11 protein-coding genes are annotated in these 13,222 nt (G+C 41.4%); 5 read left to right on the top strand and 6 right to left on the bottom strand.

The genetic code is table 11. The annotated features are described in order from the left end of the window. The first annotated feature begins 65 nt into the window (after positions 1-65). From ACFN7Z_RS12140 to dapE, 3 genes are all read left to right on the top strand, one after another. Positions 66-944: a DUF1853 family protein gene (locus tag ACFN7Z_RS12140; RefSeq protein WP_058952130.1), complete on the top strand. Its 879-nt coding sequence runs from the start codon at positions 66-68 to the stop codon at positions 942-944. 157 nt (positions 945-1,101) lie between these two features. Continuing rightward, on the top strand, positions 1,102-1,248 hold the full coding sequence (locus ACFN7Z_RS12145) for an entericidin A/B family lipoprotein (protein ID WP_058952131.1): 147 nt from the start codon (positions 1,102-1,104) through the stop codon (positions 1,246-1,248). A gap of 118 nt (positions 1,249-1,366) precedes the next feature. After that, the gene (gene dapE, locus ACFN7Z_RS12150; RefSeq protein ID WP_058952132.1) at positions 1,367-2,500 is read left to right on the top strand and encodes a succinyl-diaminopimelate desuccinylase; all 1,134 of its coding nucleotides are present in this window, start codon (positions 1,367-1,369) and stop codon (positions 2,498-2,500) included. A gap of 65 nt (positions 2,501-2,565) precedes the next feature. Here dapE and ACFN7Z_RS12155 read toward each other — a convergent pair whose 3' ends face one another. From ACFN7Z_RS12155 to pilG, 6 genes are all read right to left on the bottom strand, one after another. After that, positions 2,566-3,021 (bottom strand): hypothetical protein, encoded by a 456-nt coding sequence (locus tag ACFN7Z_RS12155; RefSeq protein ID WP_058952133.1) that lies wholly within the window; start codon positions 3,019-3,021, stop codon positions 2,566-2,568. Between the two features lie 4 nt (positions 3,022-3,025). Continuing rightward, positions 3,026-7,507, bottom strand: a complete 4,482-nt coding sequence (locus ACFN7Z_RS12160; protein ID WP_094148349.1) for an Hpt domain-containing protein — start codon at positions 7,505-7,507, stop codon at positions 3,026-3,028. A 166-nt stretch (positions 7,508-7,673) separates the two neighbouring features. Continuing rightward, positions 7,674-9,746 (bottom strand): methyl-accepting chemotaxis protein, encoded by a 2,073-nt coding sequence (locus tag ACFN7Z_RS12165; protein ID WP_058952135.1) that lies wholly within the window; start codon positions 9,744-9,746, stop codon positions 7,674-7,676. A 50-nt stretch (positions 9,747-9,796) separates the two neighbouring features. Beyond that, complete coding sequence (locus ACFN7Z_RS12170) at positions 9,797-10,333, bottom strand: chemotaxis protein CheW (RefSeq protein WP_004694490.1); 537 nt, start codon at positions 10,331-10,333, stop codon at positions 9,797-9,799. 5 nt (positions 10,334-10,338) lie between these two features. Further along, on the bottom strand, positions 10,339-10,707 hold the full coding sequence (locus tag ACFN7Z_RS12175; RefSeq protein WP_004694491.1) for a response regulator: 369 nt from the start codon (positions 10,705-10,707) through the stop codon (positions 10,339-10,341). Between the two features lie 27 nt (positions 10,708-10,734). Next, positions 10,735-11,118, bottom strand: coding sequence for a twitching motility response regulator PilG (pilG, locus tag ACFN7Z_RS12180; RefSeq protein ID WP_004694493.1), 384 nt, complete (start codon positions 11,116-11,118; stop codon positions 10,735-10,737). Positions 11,119-11,398: 280 nt separating this feature from the next. Between pilG and ACFN7Z_RS12185 the strand changes: the two genes are divergently transcribed. Then, on the top strand, positions 11,399-12,037 hold the full coding sequence (locus ACFN7Z_RS12185; protein WP_094148348.1) for a hypothetical protein: 639 nt from the start codon (positions 11,399-11,401) through the stop codon (positions 12,035-12,037). 57 nt (positions 12,038-12,094) lie between these two features. Next, entirely contained in the window at positions 12,095-13,222 is a 1,128-nt protein-coding gene (locus ACFN7Z_RS12190) for an efflux RND transporter periplasmic adaptor subunit (RefSeq protein WP_058952137.1), read from the top strand.

Here is a 13,222-nt window from a genome sequence, read left to right on the forward strand (position 1 = left end):
TAAAGTGTTTTTTAATTTTATCCGTTGTCCTTCTGCATATTTAGCTTCTTTTTTAAGGCACTCACATGCATCTCATTTCACAGCATCAGTTGTTTGAACCTTGGCTCCAATTCAAACATCCATTGCTTCGCCAGTTGGCTTTTGCTGTAGCAAGTCCAAACATTTTATCTGCGTTGCCGTTAGAGCTCGATATACAACATGCTTTTCATTTTCATCCCTCACAAATCTGGCAACAGCACTTTCAAACCTATTTACCTCGCCTTAAACAGCTCGATCAAGACCCGAAAGAACTCGAAGACTTTATGGCTCAACTGAAAAGTACCCGTCTGGGTCTGCGCTTTGAAATGTTCATGTGGTTTTGGTTACTGGATCATCACTATCATGCTTATGAATTATTGGGTCATAGTATCCAAATCATTGATGGTGCACGGACTACGGGTGAACTGGACTTTTTAATTAAAAATACCGAAACCAATCAAGTCGAGCATTGGGAAGTCGCGTTGAAATATTATTTAGGTGAAACAGATCTAAGCTTAACCACATGGTATGGGTTGAATCGTACTGATACTTTAAACCGAAAACTAAAACACTTTACTCATAAACAGTTTCAATTCCAGCAAGCTTTAGACACAGGCATTCAAACGCGCTTTGCCGTTTTAAAGGGGCAACTCTTTCTCCCTCTAAGAAATGGTTTCACAGCAGTTGATGCTTTAAACCAATACTCCCTCCCCGATTGGCTCAATCCTGACCGTCGACTAGGTACTTGGGGTAACAGCATTCCAAAGGCCGACTTGAATTACTATCGCCTACAACGTCAAGAGTGGATTTGCCCAAATGCTGAAGTCAGTAGCCAAAATGCACATTGGTGGACCAATGGACTGTACTTACAAAATCAAAACAATCAGTTTTATATGTACCGAAATCCAAATTTGATTTTAACTTGATTTTGCAGAAGTTACTTTATACAAAAATACATAATACAACATACGCTTACTTATCTCCTGTAAAACCATGCTATTTTTTATAGTGTTTATTTTTTAATCTTAAACAACATCAGAACAAAATCATTTGATGAATACACTAAAAATTTTGGAGATAGAGATGAAAAAAATTGTTTTAAGTTCACTAGTGATGCTTTTTGTTTTAACAGGCTGTAATACCGTCAAAGGTATGGGTAAAGATGTCTCTTCAGCAGGTAATGCTGTATCAAATACCGCTGAAAAAACCCAAGATGAAATCCGCAAGTAATTAATATCTGCACTTCAAAACCTTATCAATTGATAAGGTTTTTTTATTGCTAAGTTTCGCATTCCAGAGATTAATCGCCTATTATAGTGCCGACTGTTTTATTGACTTTGAAATGCGCATGACCTCTTCTGCTACTCTCGATTTAAGCCTCCAACTTTTACGTCAGCCATCGGTTACACCTGTGGACCACAACTGTCAAAATATTATGGCTGAACGCTTAAAAAAAATTGGTTTCAACATTGAGTCTATGCGCTTTGATGATGTTGATAACCTATGGGCACGAAAAGGCACTGAAGCACCTGTATTCTGCTTTGCGGGTCACACCGATGTCGTTCCTACAGGTAATTTAGATGCTTGGAACTCAGACCCATTTGCCCCTGAAATTCGTGATGGCAAGCTTTATGGTCGTGGCAGTGCAGACATGAAAACGGCCTTGGCTGCAATGGTGGTTGCTTCTGAGCGCTTTGTTGCAAAACACCCAAATCATAAAGGCTCAATCGCGTTCCTCATCACATCAGATGAAGAAGGCCCATCGATCAATGGCACGGTCAAAGTGATCGAAACACTCGAAGCCCGTAATGAAAAAATGAAGTGGTGTTTGGTGGGTGAACCTTCAAGTACCCATCAACTGGGTGATATTGTTAAAAATGGTCGTCGTGGTTCACTCAATGCAGTACTGACAGTCAAAGGAAAACAAGGTCACGTGGCTTATCCACATTTAGCCATTAACCCAATTCACATGGCCTCTAAAGCTGTTGCTGAACTTTGTGATACGGTTTGGGATCAAGGCAACGAATACTTCCCTGCGACGTCTTTCCAAGTGTCAAATATTCAAGCTGGTACAGGGGCAACCAATGTCGTTCCAGGCACCATGACCGTGACTTTCAACTTCCGTTATTCAACTGAATTGACCGCTGAAGAATTAAAAGCACGTGTTTTAGAAATTTTGGATCGTCATGGTTTAGTCTACGACATTAAATGGACACATTCAGGCTTACCATTCCTGACGCCAGTGGGTGAGTTGGTGAATGCAGCTAAAAATGCCATTCGTAATGTAACTGGTGTAGAAACTGAGCTTTCAACCTCAGGCGGAACATCTGATGGTCGCTTTATTGCTCCTACAGGTGCTCAAGTACTTGAACTTGGTGTTCTCAATGCCAGCATCCATCAAATTGATGAGCATGTGAATGTCGCTGATCTTGAACCACTTGCTGAAATTTACGAACAAATTTTAGAAGGCCTTTTGGTATAAGCATTCAAACCCATATAAAAAAGGAACTCAGTTGAGTTCCTTTTTTATTACATTCAAACTTAAGCTTAAAGCCCTAAACTCGCCTGAATTTTATTTAAATTCGGTACATGGTAAGTCTCATCTCCCATACGCACCAACTGGAAAATAGTGGGATCATTCACAGGGCTTTCATCATCAACAATTTCAGAAATACGCAAACGAATTGACTTCGGCATTTCATTACACATCAAAGCAAAGCGCTGAGAAGCATCATCCCCCTCAATCACCAGCGCCACCCCTTCCATTTGGTCAGGACGGTTGATGGCATAAACAGGCAGATGAAGATCATGCCATTCCACCGTTTTCACTTGCGTATCACTATCGAGCGCTGAAAGTACAATATTTTGAGGCAAGAGCATGGGTTTTTTACCATGACATTCAATGATATAAGCATCAATAAAACCCGTTGATACTGTAATCAGATATTGCAATTCTTGCTGACTGATTTGCTCATTCATGCTCTTTGAAACATTTGCATTCATTTATTTACCCCTGCTTTTCAGCCAATAACTGCTGAATGTTGGCAAGTAACTCTGCCTCTTGGAATGGTTTGCCCATGTAGTGCGTCACGCCCAAGCTGAAAGCACGTTCACGGTGTTTTTCACCCGTACGCGATGTAATCATAATAATCGGCAAGTTCTGGTGAATTTCGTGGTGACGAACCAAGTTCGTTACTTCAAAACCATCCATACGTGGCATTTCAATATCCAGCAACATCAAGTCTGGCTTAACGCTCTCCAGCTGCTCCATCGCATCGACACCGTCTTTTGCAGTCACAATATCAAAGCCTTGACGCTCTAATAAGCGCGATGTGACCTTACGTACCGTAACCGAGTCATCCACAATCATCACTAAACGACGCGTATCCTGATGACGACCAAAGTCACGATGATCGGCGGCATGCGTTACACGCTTGGTACTTAAAATCTGACGTGCAATGTTCTGACCATCTAAAATCAAACACACATGGCCATCACCCAAGATCGTTGCACCCGCAATTGCACCAATGCTGGCAAACTGTTGTCCAACTGGCTTCACTACAATTTGCGCACGTGAACCAATCAGCTGATCAACCAACAATGCAATGGTTTGTCCACTATTGCCTTTAATCAATAACACCGGCAATGAATGTCCAATATTACTCAAACGCGGAATCGGCTGATTGGATAAAAACTCAGATAAATAGCGCAGTTTATAACTCACACCATCAATTTTAAATTGGTCATCTTTGCTGTGGAAATAGTGATCCAGTGCTGTTGGAGCAATACGCACAATACGATCAATCTGCGCCAATGGAATCGCATATTGTTGATCACCGGCTTTCACCATCAACGCATCACTCACCGCTACCGTAGTCGGTACGCGAATAATGAAGGTCGTACCGAATCCAATTTCCGATTCAACCGTGACATGTCCACCCAGTGCTTTAATTTCACTTTGTACCACATCAAGACCAACACCACGTCCAGAAATTTGCGTCACTTCTTTGGCCGTACTAAAACCCGGATGGAAAATAAACTGTAAGATTTCCTGTTTATCCAACACTTGATCGGCTTTAATTAAACCTAAGTTTAGCGCTTTCGCTTTAATCGTGCTTTCATCAATACCTTTACCATCATCTTTAAAGCTGACGATAACGTCTGTACCTTGACGGCTAATGTTTAGTTCAATTTGGCCTGTCACTGATTTTTTCGCAGCACTACGTTGTTCCGCATCTTCAATACCGTGGTCGATTGCGTTACGTAGCATATGCTCAAACGGCGTAACCAAACGTTCAAGAATCGTACGGTCCAACTCACCTTCGGTGTTATGGACGACCAATTCCGTTGGACGGTTCAAAGTTGATGCGGTCTGACGTACAATACGTTGCAAACGAGGCAGCATACGTGAGAACGGTACCAAACGTGTCCGCATTAAGCTTTCTTGAATCTCTGCTTGAATACGGGATTGTTGTAATAACAAGCCTTCCGCATCACGAATTTTCTCAGCCAAAGTGCTCTTGAAGTCGACCAAATCCGAAGCTGATTCGGCTAAGGATTTAGACAATTGATTCAGCGATGAATATTGGTCCATTTCCAAGGGGTCAAAGTCTGCGTAGCGCGAGTTTTCAGAACCGTGCTTCGCAATAATTTGACTCTCAAGCTCACCTTCCATTCGACGCAACTGATCCGCCAAACGCTTAATTGCAAGCTCCATCTCGTTCAACGTATTGCCGAGCTGACCTAAGTCCATCTCAATACGTGAACGGTTAATCGCATTTTCACCGGACAGGTCGATCATTTTCTCAACCAAATCAGCTGAGATACGAATCATTTCATTACCACCATCCAAGTGAGTCGTTTCTTTCCACTCACCCAGCATTGCTGGCGGCTCAGTACCATCACCCTGCACAAACTCAAAACTTGGTACCGCATTAAGTAAATCAATTTGAGTTACACGCGTCGGTAATTGCGCAATCACATCCACATAATCAATAGATGCTAAGCTGTTTTTCAAACCATCATAATTACTAAAATCACGTTTGAAGATGGCTTGTTTTAACCATTCAAATGCGGTTTGCAATAATGGGTCATACACGTTTGAACTGAAATTATGTACAGCAAATTGCTCAAATGTGGTTTCTAGTTCATAAGCAATCGCACCAACGGGTTCATTCTCCGCCATACGTGCGCCGCCTTTTAAACTGTGCGCGGCACGTTGCAATTGTAGTAACACACTACGGTCACTACGTTGTTCAGTCCACTGTTTCAGTAAGCCATCCGTAGTCGCTAAAATTTCTTCAGCTTCTTCCAAGAAGGTTTCTTCAACAATTGATAACAGACTGGCTGCTTCTTCTTGGACAAGTGACGGAGTATCCAGCTGTTCAACGACAGTAACGTCCGTGTTTTCAACTATACTTGACGCTTCAATTGCAGTTGCTGACTCAACAGCAGCAGCTGTTTCAACTTCAATCGTTCTATCTACATTAGATAAAGATTCTTGAACTAGAGGCTGAGCCTCTTCAATTGCTTTAACAAACGCCTCAACCAAAGGCTCAGATGCTGAAGCGGTAAGAGTCGTACCCTCAACCAAGCTCTGAATGTTATGCAATACCTTAATGGTCGCTGTTGCTGGGTAATCAACCTTCTCCGTACGAATGACCTGAATTCGGTCTGCGACGTCATCCTGTACTAAGCGAATGATGCTGATCAACTGTGGCGTTGTGGCTATTTGCTGACGAATCACACGCTCATAAATAGACTCTAATTCGTGTGCAATCGAACCAATAAAAGGTGCAGAAATCATATTGGCACCACCTTTTAAGGTGTGCAAATAACGCATTAAATTATTGAGCGCTGCTGTATCATTGCCATTTTTAGACCAAGTATTAAGATCCTGATCCATCCCCATCAATAATTCTTCGGCTTCTTCCAAGAAGATATCGAGCAAATCATCATCAAAATCGGTATTGGCCGTATTCGATTGCTTGTACTGATGATCCGATGCAATTTGCTGCGAAATCTGCGCAAGATCAAGGCTTGGTTGTAAAGTATTTCCAGAAACAATAGCCTCAGCAACAGGTTCAATTACCGTCGTCGAAGTCGATTCAACATCTTGCTGTACGAAGGCCATTAATTCATTCAGAACTTTATGCACTTCTTCAGTCAGAATAACACGCTGACCCGCAGCTAAAGTGTCAAATAAATGGATAAATTCTTGATGTGCCTGACCAAATAACTCATATGCATAGTCTACATTGAGTAATTCTGGCTTTTCCAGTAAGGCTTGATAACCCGCATATAGCTCAGAAGTAAAGTCATGAATTCCTTGAGCAGCACGGTTATTGGTGAATTCTAGCAATTGTTTTGCTTGTTCACCTAAGTGCTGAATATAGTCTGGATATTCAACCTTAGCACGCTGATCAAACTCAAACTCGGCATCAAGCAACAGATCAATATTTAACTCGATCAGCTTCGAAACCATACCTTGTGGGTTTAGCTCATCAGCTACGTCTTCAATACTGAAACCATAGTTATCCCAAGCCGTAGTGAACGTGGCGTAAATCACGTCAAGCTGTTCGTTCGTACCACGCCCAAGCACGTGTAAATAGTCACGTACAAATTCAGCATATTGGGTGAGTAAAGAGATTTCCTTCGAGGTAGAAACGATCTCTTCTTGAACCAAAGTTTTAAATAGATTTTCAACTTTTGAGCTGGCATTAAAGACATGCTCAATTTGCGCCATAGACGAACTACCGCGCAATGTATGTAAAGCCCGGATTAAACCATTGTAATCTTGTACTTTGGTTTCATCTGCATTTAAGAACTGATCGATAGTCGCTAAATGGTCTTCCGCTTCTTCAATGAAGATCGCTAAAGTTTCTTCAAGGACATCATGCACTTGATCATCCTGCTCAGAAACGTCTGCAACTTGTGGCTCAGATTCAGCCACTTCGATATCGCTCAGCTCTAATCCCGTCACGACATCATTACTATTTAGATGATTAGACAGTTGTAGCAACTCTTCTAGAGCAGGTTCTAAACTTTGATTTTGTTGTAATTGTTGTCCAATTAAAACCAATGGACGAAGATCAAGATCAATTTTCTGCATCTCTTTAAAAGTCGGGTACAGTTTAAATTGATACAGTTTAAATACTGTTTTAGCAAATTTTTGAACCGTTGCCGTAAGCGGTACAGCCCCTGAAATCACACGGTTTAAGGTATCTTCAACCGCCCATGCTGTTTCACCTGCTGACTTTGCTCCCACCATACGACCAGAGCCTTTTAAGGTATGGAAGTGACGGCGTATGCTCAACAAGGTTTCTTGATGGGTCGGTTCAGCGTACCACTTTTCAAATAATGGATCTAACTCAACGAAGATTTCTTCAATTTCTTCAACAAAGATTTCAAGAATTTCTGCATCTTGATCTAGATAACTATCTTCCGGAAGCGTTGTCGTTTCAACTAAATGTTTTAATATTTCTTTCATAGCTAAGGCTTCTTGCGTTGTCAGCTACCCAAAAAAGGTGCATAAACTTCATTATAACCATCATCCCAAACCAGCCTTTTGGCTCAAGCAAATTGAGTTGATGTGTATCCTGATTTTGGTATGCCACTCAAGCGATGAGCAGCATACCCTCCCCCAAAGCAAGTGCTTAATCAGGCAGTTTAAAGTCTGTTACAGACTCACGTAACGCTTCCGCCATATTTGCAAGTTCAGAGACTGAACGTGCTGTATCGAAAGTCGCAGTGGTGGTTTGTGAGGTAATTTCTTGTACGACGTTCATCGTGGTTGCAATATGACCTGCAGACGCTGACTGTAGCTTTGCTGCATCCGAAATGTTTGCAATCAATTTCGCCAAATTACCCGATACGTTTTGAATCTCATCCAGTGCAACACCCGCATCCTTAGATAAGTTCGCACCACGTACAACCTCAGACGTGGTTTGTTCCATCGAAATTACAGCTTCGTTGGTATCGGTCTGAATGGTTTTTACCAGTGTTTCAATCTGTTTGGTTGCTGAAGCAGAACGTTCTGCAAGACGCTGTACTTCATCCGCAACCACGGCGAAACCACGACCTGCTTCACCTGCCATCGATGCTTGGATCGCTGCATTTAAAGCCAAGATGTTCGTTTGGTCGGCAATATCGTTAATCAAGGCAACGATGTTACCAATCTCTTGCGAAGATTCACCCAAACGTTTAATACGTTTAGAGGTTTCTTGAATCTGCTCACGAATGATATCCATACCTTCAATTGAACGGTTTACAACGTTCGCGCCATTTGCAGCAATTTTTACTGAACGTTCTGCTACCACCGCTGATTCTTCAGCGTTTGAAGATACTTGGTCAATTGACATTGCCATTTCGTTAATCGCGGCAGATGCACCCGCAATTTCTTGCGCTTGGTGTTCAGATGCTTCGGCTAACTGGTTGGTAATCCCCTGCGTACTTGCCGTATATTGTGCAACTTCTTGAGAGGTTTCAGTAATACGCGATACAAGATCACGTAATTGGTCAATTGCGAAGTTAATCGAGTCGGCAATTGCACCCGTGAAGTCTTCAGATACCGTAGCATATGAACGCAAGTCACCATCTGCAAGATCGGCAATCTCATCCAGTAAACGTAAAATCGCGTTTTGGTTACGGTCATATTCATCTTGTAGACGAGATACACGTTTTTTATCTGATTCGCCACGAAGTACAAGTAATTTAAATACACAGAATAAGAAGGTAATCAGGGCTAGAATTAGACCTAAGGCAGGAATTGCAATCGCTAAACCTGTACCACCAGATAATTTATTTAAATTGCTTAACAAAGCATCCGACTGTTCAAAAATCGATGATGACGCTTGGCGTACTTTAACGATTTGTGATGAGTTCTTTAAGACGGTTGCTGCTGCTGACTTCAGTACATCATCATATTCAGATTGAATACTGGTTAAAGAGTCACGCATTTCAGGGTCATTAATACGCTCTACACCTAAATCCGCACTGCCATTTAACTGTGCGTTTAAGTATGACGCGAAGGTTTCTGTATCTGAGCTAAAGTCATCCGCAGATTCACGCGAGTTGTCTGAACCGGTTAATACCGAACCAATTGAACGTAAAATACGTTCCGCAATGAATACTTGGTTTTTTGCAATTACGACTTGGTTAGCTGGCACATTTTGACGTGCCATTTGGTCAACCATTAAGTTGTATTCGGCCTGAATCCCCGGAATACTTTCACTAATCGCAATGTTGGTATCGTAGAGTTGGTTAATGATTTTTTGTTGTGAAGCAATTAAATCAATATTTTCAGAAACTTTTTTCCACTGTGCATCTACTTCACGCAGTGCGTCTGTGCTCGCGTGAATATCTTTTACTGTTTCTAAATTTTCAGCAAAAGACTTTTGTGATTCTGTCAGTTTTTTAATAGCTTCAGGCGTACCTGATGCTGTTGCTTCAGTTGCCTGACGCGAAATCGTTTGTGATAAAAGACGTAAATCACCCAAGCTACGGGTGAATTCGTTATTTCGAGGTACACTATAGAATAGGTACAACAGTAAGAAAATTGCCAGTACGATACAAAATGCCGCACCCAAAATTAATGGCTTGGACTTTTCACTATCACCAAATACACGTGAAAACTGTTCCGTCTGTGATTGAAATTTTGCTACTAAAGCATTTCCACCTGAGCGGTTACTGCTTCCATCCGTATTTTTCTTTTTAAGTTTAAAGCCCATGCAGCTTCTCCCCGATTTACGCCCTTATAATTTCGCGCGCGACAATGATATTAATTTATAAATTTTATAGATGCGTTCATATACTTTGGATTGTCTAATAAGCGACTGAATAAGAAAACATGCCATTGTTGGTTGTGTTGGTGAAAATACCCTTGGCAATATTCTTTTAAATTCCGATCTAAATCTTCATGTTTAGAAAAGAAACTCTTCTTATTAAAGTGCTGAATCCCCAGAACCTGATCTACAACTAAACCGACATAGTGGTCATTATGACTAATACAGAGTACTTTTTGAGTTGGTGAATACGCACTACGATGCCCTGATACATAGTGCGCTAAATCGGCAACAGAAAGTAAACGTCCTCGAATATTGGCCAAACCCACAACCCAAGGTTGAGTATTTGGCACTAAGGTATATTTCGGAGGATAAATCACCTCTGCAACTTCACCTAATGGCGCAACGAAATATTGCCCCATCATCTCAAAAGCAATGCCCGACCAGCGGTTTACCTCATTTTCGTTTGAAACGTAGTTTTTATTACCACGTTTAGCAAGTCGAAGTAATTCGATAAATCCATTTGCTGCCATAGAGCTTATCCTGCGTTCAGGTGTTGCTTAATCACATCAATCAGTTGGTTTTCATCAACAGGCTTGGTTAAATAATCACATGCACCTTGACGCTTACCCCATACACGGTCTGTAGCCTGATCTTTAGTACTGACGATCACTACGGGAATGTGTTTTGTTGTTGCGCCACGCGCAATTTGACGGGTTGCTTGGAAGCCATTAACGCCTGGCATCACCACATCCATCAACACAAGATCAGGAAGTTCAGCTTGAGCCATGGTTACACCATCGGCACCATTCGACGCTTCAATCACTTCAAAACCGTGTTTCCCCAAAATTTCTTTAAAGCGGAATGTCTCTGTAGGTGAGTCATCCACAATTAAAATACGCGCCATAATTTTCCCCAATTACACTTATATTATTTATGCTGAAACGTGATTACGAATCGCATTTAATAATTCATCTTTACTAAACGGCTTTGTTAAATATTCATCTGAACCAACAACACGCCCTTTGGCTTGGTCAAATAGACCATCTTTGCTAGAGAGCATCACGACAGGAATATTTTGATAATTTTGTGAATTTTTGATTAATGCACACGTTTGATAGCCATCTAGTCGTGGCATCATAATGTCGACAAATACGATATCAGGATTGGCTTGAGCAATTTTTGACAATGCGTCAAAACCATCGACAGCAGTCACAACCTCACAACCTTCGCGTTGCAATAATGTTTCAGCTGTGCGACGAATGGTTTTTGAATCATCAATGACCATTACTTTTAGATTCTGGAATTTATCGTCCATTTAATATGACCCTTCCCATTTTTAGAATGTTTGTAGAAACAGATTCGTAGACGCTTTACAAGTTACGTACACTTTTAACATATATTTACTTATATTTTCAACGAACAGTTTCCGCATAAAACCACACTTCATCTTCTTTTTAAGAACGGCTTCACACTTTCCTATACCCGTCGATTTTTTTTTGACTGATTATATTTTTTATTCCTAAATTTAGGACTAATATAGCACTATTTATTGCTTGTAAATAAGTAATTTAGTCAACTTTAAACTGGGGGTATCGATGCTTAGGGAGTTTAATCACAAACTTGCTTTGATCGTGAAAAAAAGGATGACTGCGAAAGTCATTTTGCTGGCTTTGCTAAGTTTGCAGACCATCTCGATTATGGCCGATCCACCTAAAGCGGTCTGGTATCGATATTATGAGAGTAAAGGCATCGCGAACGTCAGTAGCAGTGTCACGCCCAACCATATTCGTTATGGTTATGAAGCACTCGATAGCAACATGCAAGTGATTCAACGAGCACGTCCATACAACGCAGAAAAAGATGCGCAATATGCTACACAACGTGCAGCAGCAGCCAAGCAACGCGAGTCAGATCTCAAATTAAAACGCGCTTATACCAACAGCCAAGTCGCTACTCAAAAACGCAATACTGCCCTTTCCTATATCTTAAAACAGATTAAATTCCAGCAAGATGAATTAAAACAATTACAGAATGACCGTATTGGATTCTTACGCCAAGAAAAAGAAAACATGCGTAAAGGCAAAAGCAATCCGAAACCGCTCCAAGATATGATTGATTATAATTCCAAAAATATTGTGATGAAAAAAGAGCAAATACAATCGTTACAAAGTCACTATCGTAATACCAAGGCTGAATACGACAGAATTATTGCTCGTTTAAAAACACTTGAATAATCTGCGTCTTATTTACAGTGTGCTGACTTTCGCCGCTAGACCAAAGGATTTGACTCAATGCAGGCTGCACCATGTATAAAACCCAAATTAAGCCGCCAAGTGCTCCCTATTTTTAAACTCAGTCCACTGTGTCTGTGCTTACTCCTCTCCGCCTGCCAAAAACAAGACGAAGTCACCTCCCCTACTTCGTCTACAGCTAAAATCGAGCTGATAGCACAAGACTTGGTTCAGTTCCAAGAAGGGCCTTCTATCCAACGTACCGCCTTTACTGGCACCATTCGAGCCGTCAACCAAAGTTCCATTCAGGCTCAAGTGACAGCGACAGCAACCGCAGTTTCACTTCAAGTTGGACAAACCGTTCAAAAAGGTCAAGTACTGGTTCGATTAAACAATCAAGATAATGCTGCGCGGCTTGCCCAAGCTCAAGCCAATCTTGCTTCAACCCAAGCCCAAGCCAATCTTGCAAAAAGCATGGTTCAAAGAAAAAAACGTTTACTCGATCAGGGCTTTATTTCTAAAGTGGAATATGAACAAAGCCTTGTAGACTATCAAGCTCAATTAGAAAATGTACGTGCGCAACAAGCCAATGTTGATATAGCCGAAAAGGCGGATCGCGATGGCACTATTTTAAGCCCGATTTCAGGGGTTATTACTCAACGTCAGGTAGAACCTGGACAAACAGTATCCGCAGGACAAACCCTATTTGAAATCATTGACCCGAGTCATTTAGAAATACAGGGCAAAATTCCAAGCGATCTCCAAGCCGCTTTAAGCTTGGGAGGAAAAATTGAATATCACTTGCAAGGCAATCCTCAAAAGCTAACCGCCAAGCTTACTCGTATTTCCCCGATTGCTGACCCCGCAAGCCGTCAAATTGAGTTTTTTGCTCAGCCAATGGAAAGTATTAATTCATTGAGTATCGGGACCTTTGTAGAAGGCGACATGCTTGGTTCACAGTCCATCACAGGCCAAATTATCCCGCTTGATACCATTCAAGATATACAAAATTCACCTTATGTTTGGGTGATTCGCCACAATAAGATTGAACGTGTTCACATAAAAGTATTGGAACAATGCTATAGCAACAACAGTGCTGTGGTACAGGGACTACAAACAGGCGACCAGATTAGTCGTATAAAGTTTAATCACAAAGATTTGCATCAAATGGTGACAATCAATCCATAA

The organism is Acinetobacter sp. P1332 (genome assembly GCF_044057475.1).
Classification (GTDB): domain Bacteria; phylum Pseudomonadota; class Gammaproteobacteria; order Pseudomonadales; family Moraxellaceae; genus Acinetobacter; species Acinetobacter johnsonii.

Bases quoted from the DNA above. Each gene is read 5' to 3' on its own strand.
- ACFN7Z_RS12140 (WP_058952130.1), top strand. From the start codon at position 66: ATGCATCTCATTTCACAGCATCAGTTGTTTGAACCTTGGCTCCAATTC.
- ACFN7Z_RS12145 (WP_058952131.1), top strand. From the start codon at position 1,102: ATGAAAAAAATTGTTTTAAGTTCACTAGTGATGCTTTTTGTTTTAACA.
- dapE (WP_058952132.1), top strand. From the start codon at position 1,367: ATGACCTCTTCTGCTACTCTCGATTTAAGCCTCCAACTTTTACGTCAG.
- ACFN7Z_RS12155 (WP_058952133.1), bottom strand. From the start codon at position 3,021: ATGAATGCAAATGTTTCAAAGAGCATGAATGAGCAAATCAGTCAGCAA.
- ACFN7Z_RS12160 (WP_094148349.1), bottom strand. From the start codon at position 7,507: ATGAAAGAAATATTAAAACATTTAGTTGAAACGACAACGCTTCCGGAA.
- ACFN7Z_RS12165 (WP_058952135.1), bottom strand. From the start codon at position 9,746: ATGGGCTTTAAACTTAAAAAGAAAAATACGGATGGAAGCAGTAACCGC.
- ACFN7Z_RS12170 (WP_004694490.1), bottom strand. From the start codon at position 10,333: ATGGCAGCAAATGGATTTATCGAATTACTTCGACTTGCTAAACGTGGT.
- ACFN7Z_RS12175 (WP_004694491.1), bottom strand. From the start codon at position 10,707: ATGGCGCGTATTTTAATTGTGGATGACTCACCTACAGAGACATTCCGC.
- pilG (WP_004694493.1), bottom strand. From the start codon at position 11,118: ATGGACGATAAATTCCAGAATCTAAAAGTAATGGTCATTGATGATTCA.
- ACFN7Z_RS12185 (WP_094148348.1), top strand. From the start codon at position 11,399: ATGCTTAGGGAGTTTAATCACAAACTTGCTTTGATCGTGAAAAAAAGG.
- ACFN7Z_RS12190 (WP_058952137.1), top strand. From the start codon at position 12,095: ATGCAGGCTGCACCATGTATAAAACCCAAATTAAGCCGCCAAGTGCTC.